Raw genomic sequence first — 20,185 nt, 5'->3', positions numbered from 1 at the left:
ACCGATGGGGCTATCGGGAGGCCTTGACCTTGTCCAGAATGCGGCCCTCGATGGCCTCGATCTCTGCCGGAACAGGCGGGTACCAGCGGATGCGCTCGATGTCCTGCTGGCTGAAGGAGCGCTCGAAGTTGGCGCGCACGGCTTCGTCGAGGAAGGGATTCACGCCTTCGCAGGCCGTGGCGTACTTCTCCATGTTGGTGAAGACGGCCGCGTTCTCGGGGCGCATCATGAAGTTGATCCACTTGTAGGCCGCGTCCACGTTCTTGGCCTTGGCCGGGATGGCGAAGGTGTCGATCCAGCCGAGGGCGCCGCTGGCCGGGGCGATGAAGTCGATGTCCGGGTTCTCGTCATGGAGCTTCCAGCCGCCGTTGTCCCACGCCATGGCCACGTGCACCTCACCGGAGCGCATGGACTGGAGCAGGGCGTCGCCGTTGGTCCAGTAGTTCTTCACCAGCGGCTTGGCCTCGATGAGCTTGTCGCCGATCTTATCCATGAGCGCGGTGTAGGCTTTCGTGTCGCCGTATAGGGCGAAGGGGTCGTCACCCAGCGCGAAGGCGAGGGCGATGAGGGTGGGGCGCTTGAGGCGATAGCTCACGCGGCCGGAGTAGGCAGAGTCGAGCAGGGCGGTGTAGTCGCGGGCCTCGGGCGCAGCCTTGGCGTTGACTACCAGCCCGGAAGTGCCCCAGCAGAAGGGCGCGGCGTGGGACTTGCCGTCCACCATGGTGTTCTGCTTTACCGCAGCCAGCATGGAGGGAACGAAGAGCTTGGCGTCGAGTCGGTCGTAATCCATGGGCTGATAGATGCCGAATTCCTTCTGCACGGAGGAGATGCGGTCCTGACTCGGCTGGGCGAGGTCGAAGCCCGCGCCGCGCGTGGCGCGCAGCTTGGCGATCATCTCCTCGTTGTTGGAATAGGTGACTTCGACGGTGATGCCCGTCTCGGCCTTGAATTTGTCGATGAGCTGCTGCGGGGCATAGCCTTTCCATGTCAGCAGCTGCATGGTTTCGCCTGCCATGACGAGCTGGGCCGAGGCAATGAAGACGGCTGCGGCAAGAAGCAGAATGCGTTTCATCGTCGTTTCCTTTTGTTGCATTTGTGGAATGAAGACTTTGAAATGATTGCAACTATAATTGCATGTATCGGTTTGTGCAAGCCCGTTGCGTTTCTTTCGTGTGACGATGTGAGGAAAATTCTTCGCACATGGGAAGAAAGACCCGCCGAAGGCTGAAGGGAAATGGTCAGGATTGAGGGGAAGCGTTTCGATTGCGGGCGGTTGTGCGCGCGGCTAGCGGGCCACGATCATGACCACGGAGGCCTGAACCGTGTTGGCGTGGTGCGCCAGCGTGTTCGGTTCGGGGAGGTTGATCTTCGGGCAGCCGAGTCCGAAGGTCTTGCGTAGCGTGGACGCCAGCCCAGTGCGACCGTGCGGCACACGCGCCAGCAGGGCGCGCACGAGGTCCGCCCGCAGGGCATAGTTCATCTCGCCCGGCAGTTCGCCCGTTTCCATGAAGACCTTTTCGGCGTTGATGCGGGCCTGCACCACGCCGACGACCTCGCCCGAGAGGTTGACCAGTGGCCCGCCGCTGTTGCCTGCGCTCACCGGGACGGAGATGGTGTAGGTGCGTGGGTCGTCCTGGATGCCGAGCATGCCGCTGATGCGTCCTGTGGCGAGTTTTGGTGACGAGCCGAGAATGGCCGCCTGCGGGAAGCCGACGGTGAAGACATCCGCACCCAGTTCGGGGGCCTTGGCGGCCAGTGGCAACGCGGGCGGAAGCGCGCAGGGATCGTCCACGGCGAGCAGGACCAGATCGTTTCGCTCGTCAACATGGGCGATGGCCGCGTCGAGTTGCGTGCCGTCCGAGAGGAGCAGGGTGATGCTCGTCGCCCCTCGGACCACATGAAGGTTTGTGACCACGAAGCCTTCGGCCACGGGCCAGCCCGTGCCAGTGGAAAGGGATGCGTCGTCGCGGGTTCCGTCCCAGCCGCCCCGGCGCAGCATTTCGGTGATGGCCTTCACGGAGGGGTGTCCGGGCGTGATGGCGCTGATGGCGCGGGCGCATTCGAGGGCCAGATTCGTGCGGCCATGCGTGGCGAAGGCCACCCCCGCATCGGCCAGCATGCCCACCGCCTGCGCCGTGTTGCGCTGCATTCCTTCGCCGTGGGCGCTCATCATGCCCAGCAGGTATTGCGCGTCCGGCACGCGTTGCTCCGCTGCCAAGCGAAGCCACGGCAAGGCGGCGGCAACGTCGCGATTGGTGCCAAGCCCCTGCGAGAGCAGGTAGCCGAGGGCGAATTGCGCCTGCGGGTGCCCATGTTCCGCCGCTTTGCGAAACCATGTGCTGGCCTCGCGGTAGAGCATGCGGGCCTGCCCGCGCCATCCTGCGCGGTTTTCCTCCTCGGCCCTTACCGTCAGCACCACGCCGAGAATGTACTGGGATTCGGCGTTGCCCTGCTGGGCGGAGCGGCGAAGACGCGTGTCGTCAGTGCGGTTCGGTGCGCAGTCGCTGAAGAAGGGCGAATCTGCGGCGCACGGGTGGGAGAGCGCGAGGAGAAGCGCCGTTGCGGCCAGCAGGATCAGGGGGATGAGCCGGGGCAGTACTGACACGCGGGGCCTCCGTGCTGTGGGCATCTAAAAAGTCAGGAACTCCAGTCATCGTAGCATTCACAAAGGGTCGAGAGCAACTGTGGCGGGTTTTCGCGGGGCTGATGCTTGACTCTTGCGTGCGCAACGTTTAAGACGTGACCACACGTGCGGCGGACAGGTTTCGCCGCGTGAAAAGGATGGAAACGATGACGCAATTCACGAGAACGCTTCTGGTGCTGGCGATCCTCATGGTCTGGAACGCCACGCCCTGCGTGGCCTAGCGCCGGTTGTCGCATGCGCCGCGCACGACGCGCGCCGCCGACGGACCGCAGGTCCACACGAACAACGACGAACGGGTGCCGCTTCCTTTGGAGGCGGCACCCGTTCGCTTTTTGTCGTGGTGTTGGGCTGGTGGTCAGCCGTTGGCCTGCGGCAGGCCGACGTTGATCCAGAATTCGACGTTCGTTCCGACACCCACGCGGCTTTCGACGGTGATGATGCCCCCCATCCGGGACACGAGGCGCTTGACGATGCCGAGCCCGAGACCGGTGCCTTCGTACTTGCGAGACTTGCCCCAGTTGAGCTGGATGAACGGATCGAAGATGGTTTCGATTTGATCCTCGGGGATGCCGATGCCGGTGTCGCGCACGGAGAAGAGCAGGCGCGCGGTGTCCGGGGCCGTGGATTTGCGCAGGAAGTGCACGTTGACGCGCACATGGCCCTTGCGGGTGAACTTCACGGCGTTGCCGATGAGGTTGAAGAGAATTTGGCGGATGCGCCCTTCGTCCCCCACGAGGTGCTGCGGGACGCTTTCGTCGAGTTCGTACGAGAGGCTAAGCCCCTTGCGGCGGCTCTGCTGGAGGAACGTGTTGGCGACCATGCGCATGGTGCGCCGCAGGTCGAACTCGTTATGGGAGAGGGTGATCATGTCGGCCTGGAGTTTCGAGAAGTCCAGTATGTCATTGATGATGGCCAAAAGGCCCTCGCCCGCCTGAAGCGCCGTTTCCACGCAGTCCTTCTGTTCGGCGTCGAGCTGCGTGTCGAGCAGCACATCGAGCATGCCGAGCACGCCGTTGAGCGGCGAGCGCAGCTCGTGGCTCATGTTGGCCAAAAATTCCGTCTTCATCTTGTTCGCGTTTTCGGCGAGGTCGCGTGCGCGGCGCAGGTCGTCCTCCATGCGTCGCGCTTCAGTGATTTCGCGCGAGACCTTGATCAGGCTGCCCATGCTGCCGTCGGCGGCCGGGATGGGATAGCTGTGCACTTCCCACAGGGAGCCGTCCGCGTGGCAGACCTCGCTGCGGATGCAGCTTCCGGCGCTGGCCGCGCGCGGCATGGGGCAGTCCGGGCACGGGGAGTCGTCGTGCATGAAGACTTCATGGCAGAGCCTGCCGACCATCATGTCCGAGGGCATGCCCGCCGCGCGTCCGGCCGCCGCATTGGCCCAGATGATTCTGAAGTCCGGCGTCTGGTGGACCACGGTCTCGGTGATTGTCGAGAGGATGAGCCGTTTTTCGGCTTCGGCTCGTCGTAGCGCCCGTTCATGGCCGATGCGCTGCGAGATGTCGTTGATGGTGACCACGGACAGTTCGCGGCAGCCGTATTCGTCGTAGATGGCGTTCACGCGGACATCGGCCCAGAAGCTGGTGCCGTCCTTGCGCAGGTAGCGTTTCTCGACGTGACGGGTGGGTTCGCCGCCGTCCGTGGCGGCGATGACCATGCGCGTGGTTTCCATATCCTCGGGGTGGGTCAGGGCGTCGGGCGTCAATCCGAAGAGTTCCGAGCGGTGATAGCCGAAGAGCTCGCAGGCCTTGCCGTTGGCGTCCACGATGCGGTTGGCCGCGTCGACGATCATGATGGCCGAGGGCGAGCCGTCGAAGATGGCCTTGAACAGGTTGGAACGGACGCGCGCCTTGCGCGTGGCCTCCCGCTGGGTGGTGATGTCGATCCATATTCCGGCGATGCGTGGCTGCCCGTCAGGAGCGTCCGCGTCCGGGACGCATTCGTCGCGCAGCCAGCGCCATGAGCCGTCGGCATGGCGGAATCGGTATTCGTGCACGCGGCCCTTGGGCGGCACTGGCTGGGCGAAGTCGATGCGACGCCGGTCGTCGGGATGGACGTGGGAGAGCCAGAAGTTCGGTGTGTGGCGCGCGATGTCGCTTGGATGACCGAGAACGCGGGAGAAATTTGGGCTGAGCGAGAGGAGCGGGAAACCTGGGATGGGCGAGGCGGTGTAGATGATGACGGAACTGCGGGAGAGAAGATCGTCGAAGGGGACGGATGCGTAGCGTGGGGTGCCGATGTCGCATCCGGCGCGGACGACGTCGTCGTTCATGGGCAACGTGCGTGCTGTCGGTTCCTTGCGGGGCAGGTGCTCGTGCATGGCTCGGTCTTCATCGCGCCCTTGCGGGCGGTTTCGGGAGTTGCTGCTGCGGAGTCCTGTCTGGAGCGCTACGGATATATGCCGCTCCGGGCGAATATGTCAATGCGAGGGGAAAAAGTGGGAAAAGTCTCTGAAATTCGGCCAATGTCGGGTGTTTCCTTGCGCTGTCGCAAGTTTTTCGCGATTTGCGGTCCATTCGGGGCGGGAATTCGTCCATGCGCGACGTGTGTTGTCTATGTTTGCAAACTCGGGTAAGGATTTGCCATTCTTGCACATGGAGGCGTGAGGTGGAGTTTCAGGAGACGGATTTTCCCGGGCTGTTCGTCATTCGGCCCAAGGTGCACGGCGACCGGCGCGGATTCTTTCTGGAGAGCTGGAGCCGTCGCGAGTTTGCCGCTCATGGCGTCGATGTCGATTTCGTTCAGGACAACCATGCCCGCTCGCTCAAGGCCGGGGTGCTGCGTGGGCTGCATTTCCAGACGCCGCCCGCAGCGCAGGCCAAGCTGGTGCGCGTGACGCGCGGCGCGGTCTACGACGTGGTCGTGGATCTGCGCGTCGGTTCGCCGACCTATGGCCGCTGGCACGCCGAGACGCTGAGCGACGAGAATTTTCTGCAGATGTTTGTGCCCGCGGGCTTCGCCCATGCCTACGTCACCCTGTGCGACGAGGTGGAGTTTCAGTACAAGGTCGATGCGTTCTACGCGCCGGGGAGCGATTCCGGAATCATCTGGAACGATCCGGACCTTGCCATCACGTGGCCGGTGGAGAATCCGGTCCTTTCGGACAAGGACCTGAAGCTTCAGCGGTTCCGGGATTTCGTGTCGCCGTTTAGCTTCGATCCCCGCTGAGTTCTGGCGCTGGCGGCACGCCGCACCACTGGTTTTTACACGTCAACGGAAGGAATCATCCGATGAGCGAACGCGCACATGCCGCAGGCATTCTTGAGGGCTGTCAGGCCATCGTGCTGGCCGGAGGTTCCGGAACGCGCCTGTGGCCGTATTCCCGTAGCCTTTTTCCCAAGCAGCTTCTGGCGCTGACGGGCGAGAAGACGCTGTTGCAGGAGACGGTGGACAGGGCGCTCGACGTCTTCGACGCTGCGGATTTGTGGGTCGTCACCAACGAGGAGCATGTCTTCGAGGTGCGCGGCCAGTTGCGCAGCATGCATCCCGGCTTGGACGCGCAAGTGCTCGCCGAGCCGATGCGTCGCAATACGCTGCCCGCCATCATGCTCGGAATGGAGCGCGCCGTGCGGCGCGATCCCGACGCCGTGGTGGCCGTGTTTCCCTCGGATCACACGATCCACCGCCCGGAATTGTGGCACGGGGCGCTCGAACGCGGTGTGCGGCTCGCCCGCGAGGGCTGGTTCGTCACCTTCGGTGTGACGCCCGACAAGCCCGAAACCGGCTATGGCTACATCCACCGGGGCAAGGCGCTTGGCGACGAGTGCTACGAGGTTGCGGCCTTCGTCGAGAAGCCGGACCTCGCCACCGCCCAGCGCTACCTCGATGGTGGTGAGCACTACTGGAACAGCGGCATGTTCGTGTTTTCCGTGAAGGCCTTCATGGAGGCCGTGGCCGCCTTCCAGCCCGAGTTGGACGCATGGTGGAAGGCGCGCGACGAGCGGCCCCTCGTGGACGGCTACGCTGGCATCCCGGACATTTCCGTGGACTACGGCATCATGGAGAAGGTGGGGCGACAGGCCGTGGTCCGGGCCGATTTCGGCTGGGACGACCTCGGCAGTTGGGAGGCCCTGCATCGCCTCGGCGAGAAGGACGCCGACGGAAACGTCGTCAAGGGCGACGTGCTCCAGATCGACTGCTCCAACAGCCTGCTTTTGTCGCGCGGCGGCAAGCTCGCCGTCGTGGAGGTGGACGGGCTCATCGTCGTGCAGACGCGTGACGCCACGCTGGTGTGCCCGGCGGACAAGGTTCAGCGCGTCAAGGACGTTGTATCGCAGCTCAAGGCCGAGGGAAGCCCCCTTGTCGAGGCGCATGTCACCGTGCGCAGACCATGGGGGAGCTACACGGTCCTTGAGGACGGGCCGCACTACAAGATCAAGCGTATAGAGGTTCTGCCCGGAGCCAAGCTTTCCTTGCAGAAACATCACCATCGCAGCGAACACTGGGTCGTGATCAGCGGAACGGCACAGGTGCTCGTGAATGATCGGGAAATGCTTCTCTACGAGAATCAGTCCGTAGATATCCCGAAGACGGCAATGCACCGTCTGGGCAATCCCGGAAAAGTCCCTGTAGAGATCATCGAAATACAGAGTGGCCCTTATCTTGAAGAAGATGACATCGTTCGGTTCGACGACGTTTATGGGCGCATAAAAGAGGTAAACGAACCCGGAAAGATTGATGATTGATGATCGTGAAATTTTTCATTAGGCCTTGACACGTCTTGGTTCTCATGACTAGAACTGCACCGGCCATAATGGGAAATTTCTAGGATTTTCGCTCCGGTGGGGGCGCAGTGCGGCACGTGAAAGCGTACCGACGAACCGGACTGCGCTTCGCGGGGGTTGTGGCGAGGGCCTTAGGGCAGTCTTTCCCGGAACCGGGAGGGGCCGGGGCTCCCCGGCGGTCGTAACTTTCTACCTAAGGATGAGGCGAGAGCATATGGTGAAGAAAACTTCGAGCAGTGGAGGGGCGTTGCCATTTTTCGTCGGATTTGTGGCGATGCTCTTCGTGGGATGGTGGGCTTTCCCGCGCATGTTGTTCAGCGAGGTGCAGCAGCCGATCCGCTTCAGCCACGTCGTGCACGTGGAGGAGCAGGAGATGGCCTGCGAGGACTGTCACTTCCTCAATGAGGATGGGTCCTTCAACGGCATTCCTTCCACCGCGTCCTGTGCCGAGTGTCACTCCGACGTGCTTGGCGAGGATCCGGATGAAGCGAAGTTCGTGGAACAGTATGTGAACGAGGAGAAGGAAGTCGAGTGGCTGGTCTACCAGTATCAGCCCGATAACGTCTTCTTCTCCCATGCGGCTCACCAGGGCAAGGATTGCACCACCTGTCACCCCGACGTGGCCAAGTCCGACACGCCGCCGACCTACTACCAGAACAAGCTCACCGACTACTCCAACGGCGGTTACAAGATCGTCTTCGGACGTGGCGTGGGTGTGGACCCGGCTTACAGCCGCGGTACCATGAAGATGTGGGAATGCGAGCGGTGCCATGCCGAGAACGGCCAGAGCAACGCGTGCTACGTCTGTCATCGATAAGAGTGAGGTGGCGCAATGCTGAATAGAAGAGCTTTTCTGTCGTTTTCCGCGGGTGCCACTGTGGGGCTGATGATCACCCCCATTCCGTGGAAACTGACTGACGACGCGTCCATCTGGACGCAGAACTGGAAGTGGAACCCCAAGGTGCCCAAGAGGGCGATCTATTTCGCCGAAATGGCATCCAAGATGGATCCCTCCGGCGCGGGCATCCGTGTGGCCTCCGTCGAGGGCTGCCCCGTCGGCGTGGCTGGAAATCCCGACCATCCGATGGGCAAGGGCGCCGTGTCCGCCATGGCGGCGGCCGAGATCGGCCTGCTCTACAGCCCCTCGCGTGTGAAGACCCCCATGGTCCGCACCGAGTCCGGCTTCGCGCCCATCTCCTGGGAGAAGGCCGAGGCCATGCTCACCGAGAAGCTCGGTGAGGCCCGTGGCCGCGTGGCCATGGTCAGCGGTGACGAGACCGGTTCCGCCAATGAAATCTTCAACGCGCTGGTTGCCAACCTCGAGGGCGAGTTCTTCATGATGCCCGGCGAGGCTCAGAGCGCCGCGCGTTCCTGGAAGATGATGGGTGGCGAAGGCCAGATTGGCTACGACATCGAGAACGCCGACCACGTGCTGTTCCTCGGCGCCGACGCGCTGGAGTCCTCCGGCACCGCCGTGCGCAACGCTCGTGCCTTCTCCGCCACGCATCCCTCCGGCAAGGAAGCCCTCGCCAAGTACGTCTACGCCGGTCCGGTGCTCAACAGCACCGCCACCGTCTGCGACGAGTGGGTGCAGGCCCGTCCCGGCATGGCCGCCACCGTGGCCATGGGACTCGCCAACATCCTCATGTCCGAGGGAATGACCGCCGCGTTCTCCGGCTTCGACGCCTTCCGCGCCGAGGCTGCCGCGTTCACCCCGGCCCGCGTCGAACGCGAGACCGGCGTGCGCGCCCGCGATCTCATGCGCATGGCCGCCGAACTGCGTTCCGCTCGCCGCCCGCTGGTGGTTGCCGGTTCCGAGTTCGGTCAGGGTGCCGGTGCCCGTGCGGTGCTCGCTTCCCTGGGCCTCAATGCCGTTCTGGGCCGCATCGGCGCAGAGGGCGGCGTGAAGGCCGTGGCCGAGGCTCCGGTGGTGGTGCCCGGTGCCGCGTCCCGCAGCGAGATGTTCCAGGCCGACTTCGTCGCCTTCATGCAGAAGGTGGCCGAGGGCCGTGCCGACGTCGACGTGCTCATGGTGTACGACGCCAACCCCGCCTACGGTCTCCCGCAGGCAGAGATGATGGCCAAGGCCCTCGAAAAGGTGCCCTTCACCGTGAGCTTCAGCTCCTTCATGGACGAGACCGCCAAGACTGCGGACCTCATCCTGCCGTCTTCCATGCCGGTGGAGCGTTACGACGACGTCTACACCCCCTACGGTGCCGCCGAGTCCTGCTACAACGTCAACAGGCCCATCGCCAAGGCCGCCTTTGACACCCGGCACACCGCCGACGTGCTCCTCGGCGCGGCTTCCCGCATGGGCATGGACCTTGGCTTCATTGCCTTCAAGGATGTGCTCAAGGCCAAGACCGTGGCCCTTGGCGCCTCCTGGGGCGATTTGAAGAAGGGACAGACCTGGACCGCAGCCGCCGCCCCCGTGCGTCAGCTGAATATCGCCGCGTGCGCCGTGCCTTCCGTCGAGCCCGCCGGAAACGGTGCGCTGGCCCTCGCTCCGGTTGCCAAGAGCCATCTCGGCAACGGAAAGATCGCGATTCCGCCGAGCAACGTGTCCACCATCCGCGACACCGAGTTCGACGGTTCCGACTGCATGGTGCAGATGAACGCCAAGACCGCCCGCATGAGCGGTGTGAAGGCCGGCCAGAAGGTCAGGCTTTCCGGACCCGGTGGCGAGATGCTCGCCAAGGTCTGCATCACCGAGAAGGTCATGAACGGTGTTGTGGCCGCGCCGCTGGGCTTCGGTCACACCGCTTGGGACGAGTTCTCGTGCGGAATGGGCGATAACGCCTACAAGCTGCTTGCAGCCGTCGCCGAGCCGGAAACCGGCCTCACCGCCTGGTCCGGAACCCGGGTCGAGATCGCCACCGCATAAAAAGAGGTACGCATCATGTCAGCATTCAAAGAGTTCCCTATCAGATGGGGCATGGTCATCGACATAGACAAGTGTACGGGCTGCGGCGCGTGCACGGTGGCCTGCAACAAGGAAAACAATATCGCGCCCCAGCCCCAGCAGCTTGAGCGCATCGCGGGCAAGGGCTTCCCCACCCGCTTCAAGAAGCTGGAGTGGCTGACTGTCTACGAGCTGTCCAACGGCGTGCAGGGTTCCGGTCATGACACCGCCTACCTGCCCCGTCCGTGCATGCAGTGCGGCATGCCCTCGTGCGTGTCCGTGTGCCCGGCAACGGCCACCGACAAGAACGAGAATGGCGGCATCGTCAGCCAGATCTACCCCCGCTGCTTCGGCTGCCGGTACTGCATGGCCTCCTGCCCCTACCACGCCCGCGTGTTCAACTGGGATCAGCCGGTGTACCCCGATGGCATGGAGAAGCAGCTGACCCCCAACGTGTCCGTGCGCTCCCGCGGCGTGGTCGAGAAGTGCAACTTCTGCCACCATCGCTGGATGTACGCCAAGGACGCCGCCCGCGTGGCGGGTGAGGATCCCAATGCGCTGCCCGAGGATGCCTACATCCCGGCCTGCGCCGAGGCTTGCCCCACTGGCGCCATCTACTTCGGCGACGTGAAGAATCCCGAGCACAAGGTCTACGAGCTGATCCACAGCCCCTACACCTTCCGTCTGCTCGAACGCCTCGGCACCGACCCGCAGGTTTACTACATGAGCAAGCGCGAGTGGGTCCGCAGGCAGGGCGACAACTACCTCGAAAATGAAGCGGGCCCCGTGGCCCACGGCAATGGAGGTCTCCATGGATAGAGCTCTCTGGCCTGAAGGAGTCGAGCGCTGCTCGCTCGGCAAATTCCTGCTGTGGCTTGGTTTTGTCGGCGTGATCCTGGCTGCCGGTCTCTACGAGTTCTTCATGATCCTCGTGCCCGACGGTCTGGCCCGTACCGCGCTCGACAACTACTTCGGATTCGGCCTCTGGATCACCTTCGACCTCGCGGTCATCGCCCTCGGCGCCGGTGCGTTCTTCACCGGTCTGCTCAAGTATATCCTCGATATCAAGGAGCTTGAGAAGATCGTGAACCTCACCGTCATCGTCGGCTTCATCTGCTACTCCGGCGCCATGCTCGTCCTGGCTCTGGACGTGGGTCAGCCGCTGCGGTCGTGGTTCGGTTACTGGCATGCCAACGTGCACTCGATGCTGACAGAAGTTATGTTCTGCATCACCTGCTACCTGTGCGTGCTGGCCATCGAGTTCCTGCCGAACATCCTTGAGAACAGGAAGCTCAACGAGATTCCCTACCTGCACAATCTCGCGCACAACATGCACGTTGTGATGCCGCTGATCGCAGGTCTGGGCGCGTTCCTGTCCACCTTCCACCAGGGCTCCCTCGGCGGCATGTACGGCGTGCTCTTCGCTCGTCCCTACATCCTGCGCGACGGATTCTTCATCTGGCCGTGGACGTTCTTCCTGTTCGTGCTGTCCGCCGTTGCCTCCGGTCCCTGCTTCTCCGTGCTCGTCGTGAAGATCATGGAGCTCCTGACCGGCAAGCAGCTCGTGGACTACAAGGTCAAGGCTCTGATGTGCAAGATCGCCGGCACCATGCTGTGCCTGTACCTGTTCTTCAAGTTCGCCGACACCTGGGCTTGGGCCACTGACGTCCTGCCCCGCTCCGGCCTGACTTGGGACCAGATGTTCAACAGCGATCTCGGATACGGCGAGTGGCTGCTGTGGGTCGAAATCGGCCTGTGCGGCGTCCTGCCCGCCATCCTGCTCATGGTGCCCAGATTCCGGAATACTCCGGCCCTTCTGTACACCGCCGCCATCCTGAACTGCACCGGCGTGACCATCAACCGTTACGTCTTCACCGTTCAGGCTCTGGCCATCCCGGTCATGCCCTTCGACCAGTGGTACAATTACGTGCCGAACTGGGCCGAGTGGGCGCCGTCCATCGGCGTGCTGGCCTACGGCGCGCTGCTCCTGTCCCTGTCCTACCGCTATCTGCCGGTCTTCCCGCAGGAGATCGAGCTGAACTACAGGAAGCAGGCCCCGGCCGCTCCCGCAGCTCCCGTCGAGGAGCCCAAGGAGGCCGAGGAGGCCACCGCTACCGCCTAGCGTTCGGACACTGCGCTGACGCAGTATACGGCCCGGTCGGAGCAATCCGACCGGGCCTTTTCTTTGCGGAAAAGCGCGAGGCCGCACGCTGTCATACGCAGTGCGGTTCCCCAGCGATTCTGGCAAAGGACGCGGGTTGCAGATGGCTGCACGTTTAGTTGGTAAAAGGGCGTTGTGCTGCGCCATGCGGGTACGTCGCACGGATGCGCGGTATCGATTTGACGGATGGTTTGACGCATTGTGCATCGATATGTGTCGCATGTGTGGGGCGCAATGAGACGTTGTATCGAGAGTGGGTTCGGAGTTGTTGACTGGCGGGGCTTCACCGTTTATCGTCGTTGAACGATTAAGACGGAGGAAACATGCAGTCCGACGAAGATCGACAGGGTGCGGCGCAGATTGCGGTCATGACTGACCGGCGGTTTCTTGCCGATATATGCAAGGCCCTCGGGCACCCGGTGCGCCTGCGCATGATCGCCTTCATTCGCGACGCCGGGCAGTGCCTGTGCGGCGATATCGTTGACGCGCTACCGCTGGCGCAGTCCACGGTCAGCCAGCATCTCAAGGTGCTCCGGCAGGCCGGACTGGTCCGCGCGGTCTCCGACGGAGTGCGCATGCGCTATAGCGTCGATGCGGACGCCATCGAACGGTTCAAGCGGAAGATTTTGTCATTGTGAATGCAATGCCTGAGGGTCAGGCAAAGGGTAGCGATATGGATAAGCTCGAAAAGCGGGATACGGAACTCGGCAAGGCCGAGGCTATCGTACCGTTGGTCGAGGGCGCGTTCTGCATGATCAGACGTCCCTCGGGCTGCGGCGAGGAGCCTGGCTGAGGGCCGCGTCCCGGGCCCGGGTTCGGGCCTGAAAACAAACCCGGCTACACGGTGTGCCACTTCGTCCGCGATTTTGCGCGCACGCCGGTGGGCCATGTGCCGCGCGTCATGTCGTACATGACCCCGCGTGATTGGGCGGGGAGCGCTTTCGCTCGGCTTGGTGTCATCCGCGACAACTACAAGGTCGTCCCCGGCCTGTACTGCGTGGGCTTCCCCGACGAGGATTCGCCGGTCATCGTTTCGGCCAACTACAAGCTCACCTTCGATGCCCTCCGGCGCGAGCTGTCCGGCATCGACGCGTGGATTCTCGTCGTGGACACGCGGGGAATCAACGTGTGGTGCGCGGCGGGCAAGAATCTCTTCTCGTCGGAGGAAGTGGCGAGGGTCGTTCGCGCCGCACGGCTGAGCGAGGTCGTCTCGCATCGGCGGCTCATCCTGCCGCAGCTTGCTGCCACGGGCGTCGGAGCGCGCAAGGTCAAGAAGCTGTGCGGGTTCGACGTCGTGTTCGGGCCTGTCCGTGCGAGCGATCTCCAGCGCTATTTCGAGAACGGGTCCGAGGCCACGCCGGATATGCGCGAGGTGACGTTCACGCTTGCCGAACGCGCCGTGCTCATTCCTGTCGAGCTTGTATTGCTCTGGAAGACGATGCTTACGGCGCTGTGCGTCGCCTTTGTCCTGTCGGGAGTGGGGCCGGACGTGTTTTCGTTCTCCGCCGCCGCCGAGAGGGTGGGGGATGTGGCGCTGGCGCTGGTGGCCGGAGTCGTGTCGGGCGCCGTTGTGGTTCCGCTACTCCTGCCGTGGCTTCCGGGGACGGCCTTCTCCGTGAAGGGGCTGTGGCCCGGAGTGTTCGCGGCGGCGGGGCTGCTGACTGTCATGGGCATGGACGAGCCAATGGCCGGTGCGGCGCTCGCCGCGTTGAGCGTGAGCGTGAGCAGTTACATGGCCATGAATTTTACGGGGTCCACGCCCTTCACCTCGCCGTCCGGCGTCGAGCGCGAGATGCGTTCGGCCATGCCGTGGCAGCTTGGGGGGCTTCTCGTGTGGGCCGTGCTGTGGGTCGCGCTGCGTTTCGCGGCATGATGGAGGGCTGACGAATGGAAGGTTTCAGATACATCCCCGGCGTGGTGTCGCTGGAATTCGACGAGAAGGCGTGCGTGGGCTGCGGCCTGTGCATTCAGGTCTGCCCGCATAGGGTCTTCGAACTGGTTGCCGGACGCGCGCGCATGCGCGACCGCGACGCCTGCATCGAATGCGGAGCCTGCGCCCTCAATTGCCCGCCCGAGGCGATACGCGTTACACCCGGCGTCGGCTGCGCCGCACACATCATCAAAAGCTGGCTCGCCACCCTCGGCTTGTGTCGCTCCTCGTCGTCCTGCTGCTGAGGCGCGCACAATACGTCACGCAAAGCGGCCCGATCGGTTCATCCGGTCGGGCCGTTTTTTTGCGTCTGTGGATGGCCCGTTTGTCGGGACGAATGCGTTACGATGTCCGTACATACGGTGCGTCGCGTGAAGAGCGTCGGCATTGCGCGGGCTGACAGGATGGGAAATATGGAATAGACATGCGTGGAAAATTCATCGTCAAGAATGGAGATAACGCATGTGTGGTAGTGATGTCTCGGATTGGCGGCCATTGTATCGCTATTGGGGCAAGGCTGGTGATTGCGAGGATGGTGCAGTCGGCTTCCATCCGCTCGTCCTCCACAACGTCGATGTTGCCGCAGTGGCAATTGCTCTCTTTGACGCAGATGCGTTGATCGCGCGGCGGATGGAGGCGTTGTCGCCTGTTCCTATTGCCGAACTGCGATCGCTCGTAGCCTTTTTTGCGGCCATTCACGATATGGGGAAGTTTTCGAGAATCTTTCAGAGCAAGAGGGCGGACCTGTGTGCGCGTACGGGAATTGCTCCGTGGGGACGGGCATGCGATGCGCAGAGCGGACATCACACGCGGCTCGGGTTCGCGTTCTGGAAGCTTTTCGAGGTGGACTTTACCGAATCGTGTGGACTTTCAACAGGCGAGGCGTTCGAACCCTTGTGCAACGCCGCCTTTGGACATCACGGGGAACCTCTGGCCGAGAGTGTGGTGCCACGGCGTTTTTCGGCAGACGTCGAGGATGATGCTCGGGCATGGTTCAATCAGTGCGCCAAATGGTTCCTGTTTGGCGGCATGCCCGGTTTTGCCCCCGTGGGCCTTGATGATGATTGGGATCAGACGACTTTTCCCGGCTGCTCGTGGCTCATGGCTGGATTGCTTGTCCTTGCTGACTGGATCGGCTCCAACGACCTCTGGTTTCCCTATGTCGATTCGTGCCCTGCGCCACGGCAATATTGGGATGATGCCACCGCCAGAGCGCGCTTGGCACTTGCCCGGACCGGTGTGTTGCCTGCGGCTCCCTCGCCTGCACGATCCTTTTTCGACCTGCTGCCGCACATGCCCGCGGACGTCATCCCATACCCCATGCAGCGAGCTGTGCTGGACCTGCCGCTGCAAACAGATCCCGAGCTTCTCATCTGCGAAGACCTGACAGGAGGTGGCAAGACCGAGAGCGCCTTGCTGGTCGCACATCGTGCTATGCGTAGTGGGCAGGCTTCCGGGCTGTACGTTGGTCTGCCGACCATGGCGACGGCCAACGCCATGTACTCGCGCCTATCCGAGACCTATCGGGCCTTGTTCGCGTCGCCGGATGCCTCGCTGGTCGCTGCGCATGGCGGACGCCTGCTGAATCGTGCCTTCATGGAGAGCGTGACCCCGCTTGCGCCCATGGGGCTGGAGCAGGTTCCTTCGCGTTCGGAGGATGGCGAGGATGCCGGAGCCGTGTGCAGTGCATGGATTGCCGACAATCGTAAGAAGGCGCTGTTGGCCCCGTGCGGCGCTGGAACGCTCGATCAGGCACTGCTCGGGATTCTGCCTTCGCGGCATCAGGCATTACGCCTTTACGGTCTGGCGCGCTCGGTGCTCATTGCCGACGAGATCCATGCCTACGATGATTATACCGCGCGGCTTCTGGAGCGTCTGCTAACCTTTCATGCAGCTTTCGGGGGGACGGCTGTCCTTCTGTCGGCGACGTTGCCGCATGCCATGCGGGCGCGCTTCATCGCCGCATGGGCGAAGGGGCGCGAGTTGGCCGGAGTGGAGGCTGACGCGGCGTTGCCGACGGAGAAGGGGTTTCCGCTTCTCACCCGCGTGACCGACGGTGGCGTAGAGGCCGCTGGAATTGGCACGACGCGTACGCTCAATGTGAAAATTCGTCCGGTGCATGACGAGCTGGATATGTACGATGCAATGGCGAAGGCGCATCGGGTTGGCGCGTGCGCATGCTGGATTCGGAACACGGTAGACGATGCGTTGGCCGCTCGTCGGAGGTTGGTGGAGGAATACGGCATTCCCGAGGCCATGATTACGTTATTCCACGCGCGCTATGCCGGGTGTGATCGGGCCGTCATCGAGTCGGATGTTCTGTCGCGGTTCGGGCGGGATTCCACGCCGGAAAAGCGCGCCGGGCGGATACTTATTGCCACGCAGGTTGCGGAGCAGTCTCTTGATCTGGATTTCGATGTGCTGTTGTCGGACCTTGCGCCCATGGAACTCATGATCCAGCGGGCGGGGCGCTGCCATCGTCACAAGCGTGCGCAGCGGCCAGTGGGATTCGATACGGCGCAAATGTTTGTTCTGATGCCGCATCCGGAAGATGATGCGGACGAAAATTGGTACGCTGCATATTTCGCCAAGGGGCAATATGTCTATCCTAATCATGCGTTGCTGTGGCGAACGGCGCGGCTGCTGCGGGACCGGGGCCAGCTTGTGCTGCCAGAGGATGCGCGGGCGCTGGTGGAGGGCGCATATCAGGGCGACGCTCCGGAGGGGTTGCAGAGCAAGGACGATTGGGCTTTTGGCGATAGGGCGTCCAAGCGGAGCATGGCACAGTTCGCAGCTTTGGATTTTGCTGATGGCTATGCGCGGGCGGGGGATGGCATGCGTTGGGATAGGGATGTGAAGACCCCGACGCGTCTTGGCGAGGAAACGCGTCAAGTGCGGCTCGTTCGGTGCGAGCCAGAGGGGTTGCGGCTCTGGGCGGATATGCGGGGAGGCAATGTCGGCATGACGGCCTGTCTTGCCTCGGAGCTTCGGATTGGTGCATGGAAGATCGCAGAGCCCGAACTCTCGCGTGATGAGACGCAAGCTTTGACGGATTTTGCACAGACCCTGCCGGACAAGGCGCACTGGTGTATGCTTTTGCCACTTTGTCCGTGCGGTGAAGGCGGATGGTCGGCAACCGTTCGCGATGGGCAGGGTCGGTTGAGAAGGGTGTTTTATGGTTCGGATGGCCTGTTCTTTGGAGAAGCGGAAGACGTGTAATTTGGGCGAAAAATGCGCCTGAATAATCGGTAGATTTTGAATGTGGATTATTGTTCAATTATTCCATACTCTTCCCGGAAGAGTGTTCCCCGCGCACGCGGGGATGAACCGGCCGCATTGAGCACGGCTGGAGCCTCGGCCTTGTGTTCCCCGCGCACGCGGGGATGAACCGTCGGTAAGCGTCACGTTGAAGGCAATGGCCGTGTGTTCCCCGCGCACGCGGGGATGAACCGATTCGAAACCTTGTCTTTCAAAACCTCTATATGTGTTCCCCGCGCACGCGGGGATGAACCGGAAGTTGGCGGCGGGCTGAAGCAACTGTATTGGTGTTCCCCGCGCACGCGGGGATGAACCGCGTATGAAAAATCAATTTCAACGCTGTAATGAGTGTTCCCCGCGCACGCGGGGATGAACCAGATGAATCCTTTATTTTGTTCAAAAATAACGGAGTGTTCCCCGCGCACGCGGGGATGAACCGCGCGGGGAACGCACGAGGCCGCAGGGGTAGTCGTGTTCCCCGCGCACGCGGGGATGAACCGCTTTACAGGTCGTTTCAGGCTGGGGCTGTGGAGTGTTCCCCGCGCACGCGGGGATGAACCGTTTATCCTGCGATTATTTATTGTGGAATGAACGTGTTCCCCGCGCACGCGGGGATGAACCGACAAATAAATCAGCAGACATTGTGATAATTAAGTGTTCCCCGCGCACGCGGGGATGAACCGCATTAAAGCTTGGGTTGATTGATAGCATCAAAGTGTTCCCCGCGCACGCGGGGATGAACCGTATTAATATAGGAAATGTTATTCCTACCAATAGTGTTCCCCGCGCACGCGGGGATGAACCGGCGTTTTGCCCGGCGAATGCGGTGTTAGTGCCGTGTTCCCCGCGCACGCGGGGATGAACCTTCTGGCGAGTGTACTTGACAGCACCTTCGGACGTTCCCCGCGCACGCGGGGATGAACCGCTCCGCAGCAAAGGCAAAATCTAAAGGAGACTGTGTTCCCCGCGCACGCGGGGATGAACCGATTATAGACCTCGACGCAAAATTCCCAACCATGTGTTCCCCGCGCACGCGGGGATGAACCGCATCCGCCTGTCTGACGACGTGATAGATTGGGTGTTCCCCGCGCACGCGGGGATGAACCGCCGTTGCGTAGACCAACAGCGTTTGCGCGACGGTGTTCCCCGCGCACGCGGGGATGAACCGTACGGCTCGTCCGACGGTGACCGCCAGTACCTGTGTTCCCCGCGCACGCGGGGATGAACCGCGTGTATAGGACTCGCGGCGCACGGCATCGAGGTGTTCCCCGCGCACGCGGGGATGAACCGAGGTATACCCAAGCCCAGCAAATGACTGGACGGTGTTCCCCGCGCACGCGGGGATGAACCGGTCGCGGAGCAGGGCAAGCTGACATCGACAGCGTGTTCCCCGCGCACGCGGGGATGAACGGGCCCTCCCCCTGTGCACCGCCAGCTGGAACGAGTGTTCCCCGCGCACGCGGGGATGAACGGTGGGCGAGCATCACGGCCTTCGGGGGGCAAGGTGTTCCCCGCGCACGCGGGGATGAACCGACGCGGGAGCTTTTGGAACGCTGGTGACGGTCGTGTTCCCCGCGCACGCGGGGATGAACCGATAAACTTGCCCTTCAAGTGAGCGAGCTGATCGTGTTCCCCGCGCACGCGGGGATGAACCGTCCGCCGTGGTCTCGCGTCCCTCGATGTTCAGGTGTTCCCCGCGCACGCGGGGATGAACCGCTCCCATGTTGCGCCGGGAGCCTTCTGCAGGCGTGTTCCCCGCGCACGCGGGGATGAACCGGCGGAAGCATGGAATTCCTGACCCATCAGGGCGTGTTCCCCGCGCACGCGGGGATGAACCAAAGAACCGACACCGCTCACATTATCGGTGAACGTGTTCCCCGCGCACGCGGGGATGAACCGAAAATGGCCCACCTTTCGATGGGCCAACTAGGGTGTTCCCCGCGCACGCGGGGATGAACCGGCTGATATCGATAGTGCGGTAGCCTACTACGGGTGTTCCCCGCGCACGCGGGGATGAACCGTTCACATACGGCGGATTAATCGGCATTGCGCAGTGTTCCCCGCGCACGCGGGGATGAACCGATCAGATGATTCGACTTACGCGCACTGGTCCAGTGTTCCCCGCGCACGCGGGGATGAACCGTTCACACTGATTCATGGCGTTAGCTCCATCTGGTGTTCCCCGCGCACGCGGGGATGAACCCCCACGCGTTCCGTTTCGTCCACCTCGACGCTCGTGTTCCCCGCGCACGCGGGGATGAACCGCGGGCCGCTGTGCGCCGGGTGCTGCGCATCGAGTGTTCCCCGCGCACGCGAGGATGAACCGACGGGGGGTAGGCTGCCCAGTCCCGTGCAGGGTGTTCCCCGCGCACGCGGGGATGAACCGAAATCCGAGATTCTCTACGCCGTGACTGACCGGTGTTCCCCGCGCACGCGGGGATGAACCGGCCGCTTCCTGTGCAGGGGTCATGTTCCCCCAGTGTTCCCCGCGCACGCGGGGATGAACCGATGTTTGGTGTCCTTCTGGTATACTGCTTGTTTGTGTTCCCCGCGCACGCGGGGATGA

13 protein-coding genes and 1 CRISPR repeat array (1 of these 14 running past the window's edge) are annotated in these 20,185 nt (G+C 62.8%); of the genes, 10 read left to right on the top strand and 3 right to left on the bottom strand.

Features of this window, described 5'->3' with window-relative positions:
• Window positions 1-10 precede the first annotated feature (10 nt).
• The 3 genes from GGQ74_RS07880 to GGQ74_RS07870 all read right to left on the bottom strand — a co-directional run bounded on the left by GGQ74_RS07880 (window position 11) and on the right by GGQ74_RS07870 (window position 4,964).
• Complete coding sequence (locus tag GGQ74_RS07880; RefSeq protein ID WP_167940934.1) at window positions 11-1,072, bottom strand: extracellular solute-binding protein; 1,062 nt, start codon at window positions 1,070-1,072, stop codon at window positions 11-13.
• Between the two features lie 213 nt (window positions 1,073-1,285).
• Complete coding sequence (locus GGQ74_RS07875; RefSeq protein ID WP_167940933.1) at window positions 1,286-2,605, bottom strand: trypsin-like peptidase domain-containing protein; 1,320 nt, start codon at window positions 2,603-2,605, stop codon at window positions 1,286-1,288.
• 394 nt (window positions 2,606-2,999) lie between these two features.
• A complete protein-coding gene (locus GGQ74_RS07870; RefSeq protein ID WP_167940932.1) occupies window positions 3,000-4,964 on the bottom strand; it encodes a PAS domain S-box protein in 1,965 nt (654 codons plus the stop codon).
• Between the two features lie 287 nt (window positions 4,965-5,251).
• Here GGQ74_RS07870 and rfbC point away from each other — a divergent pair, with 287 nt between their 5' ends.
• The 10 genes from rfbC (at window position 5,252) to cas3 (ending at window position 17,580) form a co-directional block, all read left to right on the top strand.
• A complete protein-coding gene (gene rfbC, locus GGQ74_RS07865; RefSeq protein ID WP_167940931.1) occupies window positions 5,252-5,812 on the top strand; it encodes a dTDP-4-dehydrorhamnose 3,5-epimerase in 561 nt (186 codons plus the stop codon).
• Between the two features lie 62 nt (window positions 5,813-5,874).
• Window positions 5,875-7,329 (top strand): mannose-1-phosphate guanylyltransferase/mannose-6-phosphate isomerase, encoded by a 1,455-nt coding sequence (locus GGQ74_RS07860; protein ID WP_167940930.1) that lies wholly within the window; start codon window positions 5,875-5,877, stop codon window positions 7,327-7,329.
• Between the two features lie 253 nt (window positions 7,330-7,582).
• The gene (qrcA, locus tag GGQ74_RS07855; protein WP_167940929.1) at window positions 7,583-8,185 is read left to right on the top strand and encodes a menaquinone reductase multiheme cytochrome c subunit QrcA; all 603 of its coding nucleotides are present in this window, start codon (window positions 7,583-7,585) and stop codon (window positions 8,183-8,185) included.
• A gap of 15 nt (window positions 8,186-8,200) precedes the next feature.
• Complete coding sequence (gene qrcB / locus GGQ74_RS07850; RefSeq protein ID WP_167940928.1) at window positions 8,201-10,252, top strand: menaquinone reductase molybdopterin-binding-like subunit QrcB; 2,052 nt, start codon at window positions 8,201-8,203, stop codon at window positions 10,250-10,252.
• Between the two features lie 15 nt (window positions 10,253-10,267).
• Complete coding sequence (locus tag GGQ74_RS07845) at window positions 10,268-11,089, top strand: 4Fe-4S dicluster domain-containing protein (protein WP_167940927.1); 822 nt, start codon at window positions 10,268-10,270, stop codon at window positions 11,087-11,089.
• A complete protein-coding gene (gene qrcD / locus GGQ74_RS07840) occupies window positions 11,082-12,392 on the top strand; it encodes a menaquinone reductase integral membrane subunit QrcD (RefSeq protein ID WP_167940926.1) in 1,311 nt (436 codons plus the stop codon). The genes GGQ74_RS07845 and qrcD overlap by 8 nt, the downstream gene beginning before the upstream one ends.
• 362 nt (window positions 12,393-12,754) lie before the next feature.
• Window positions 12,755-13,069 carry an ArsR/SmtB family transcription factor gene (locus tag GGQ74_RS07835; RefSeq protein ID WP_245168147.1) on the top strand — a complete coding sequence of 105 codons (315 nt, stop codon included), beginning with the start codon at window positions 12,755-12,757 and terminating at the stop codon, window positions 13,067-13,069.
• A gap of 35 nt (window positions 13,070-13,104) precedes the next feature.
• Window positions 13,105-14,304 carry a mercury methylation corrinoid protein HgcA gene (gene hgcA / locus GGQ74_RS07830; protein ID WP_252409333.1) on the top strand — a complete coding sequence of 400 codons (1,200 nt, stop codon included), beginning with the start codon at window positions 13,105-13,107 and terminating at the stop codon, window positions 14,302-14,304.
• 14 nt (window positions 14,305-14,318) lie between these two features.
• Window positions 14,319-14,606: a mercury methylation ferredoxin HgcB gene (hgcB, locus tag GGQ74_RS07825; RefSeq protein ID WP_167940925.1), complete on the top strand. Its 288-nt coding sequence runs from the start codon at window positions 14,319-14,321 to the stop codon at window positions 14,604-14,606.
• 217 nt (window positions 14,607-14,823) lie between these two features.
• Window positions 14,824-17,580, top strand: a complete 2,757-nt coding sequence (cas3, locus tag GGQ74_RS07820; protein WP_167940924.1) for a CRISPR-associated helicase Cas3' — start codon at window positions 14,824-14,826, stop codon at window positions 17,578-17,580.
• A gap of 82 nt (window positions 17,581-17,662) precedes the next feature.
• Window positions 17,663-20,185: a CRISPR direct-repeat array (repeat unit 29 nt; unit sequence GTGTTCCCCGCGCACGCGGGGATGAACCG) (it continues 370 nt past the right edge of the window).

Origin of the sequence: Desulfobaculum xiamenense, assembly GCF_011927665.1 — a bacterium.
Taxonomy (GTDB): Bacteria; Desulfobacterota; Desulfovibrionia; order Desulfovibrionales; family Desulfovibrionaceae; genus Desulfobaculum; species Desulfobaculum xiamenense.
This window is presented reverse-complemented; position numbering and strand designations above follow the sequence as displayed.

What these genes read in the sequence shown, in the direction of transcription:
- GGQ74_RS07880 (WP_167940934.1), bottom strand. Translation starts at nt 1,072, where the DNA reads ATGAAACGCATTCTGCTTCTTGCCGCAGCCGTCTTCATTGCCTCGGCC.
- qrcA (WP_167940929.1), top strand. Translation starts at nt 7,583, where the DNA reads ATGGTGAAGAAAACTTCGAGCAGTGGAGGGGCGTTGCCATTTTTCGTC.
- cas3 (WP_167940924.1), top strand. Translation starts at nt 14,824, where the DNA reads ATGTGTGGTAGTGATGTCTCGGATTGGCGGCCATTGTATCGCTATTGG.
- GGQ74_RS07870 (WP_167940932.1), bottom strand. Translation starts at nt 4,964, where the DNA reads ATGCACGAGCACCTGCCCCGCAAGGAACCGACAGCACGCACGTTGCCC.
- GGQ74_RS07860 (WP_167940930.1), top strand. Translation starts at nt 5,875, where the DNA reads ATGAGCGAACGCGCACATGCCGCAGGCATTCTTGAGGGCTGTCAGGCC.
- GGQ74_RS07835 (WP_245168147.1), top strand. Translation starts at nt 12,755, where the DNA reads ATGCAGTCCGACGAAGATCGACAGGGTGCGGCGCAGATTGCGGTCATG.
- hgcB (WP_167940925.1), top strand. Translation starts at nt 14,319, where the DNA reads ATGGAAGGTTTCAGATACATCCCCGGCGTGGTGTCGCTGGAATTCGAC.
- qrcD (WP_167940926.1), top strand. Translation starts at nt 11,082, where the DNA reads ATGGATAGAGCTCTCTGGCCTGAAGGAGTCGAGCGCTGCTCGCTCGGC.
- qrcB (WP_167940928.1), top strand. Translation starts at nt 8,201, where the DNA reads ATGCTGAATAGAAGAGCTTTTCTGTCGTTTTCCGCGGGTGCCACTGTG.
- GGQ74_RS07845 (WP_167940927.1), top strand. Translation starts at nt 10,268, where the DNA reads ATGTCAGCATTCAAAGAGTTCCCTATCAGATGGGGCATGGTCATCGAC.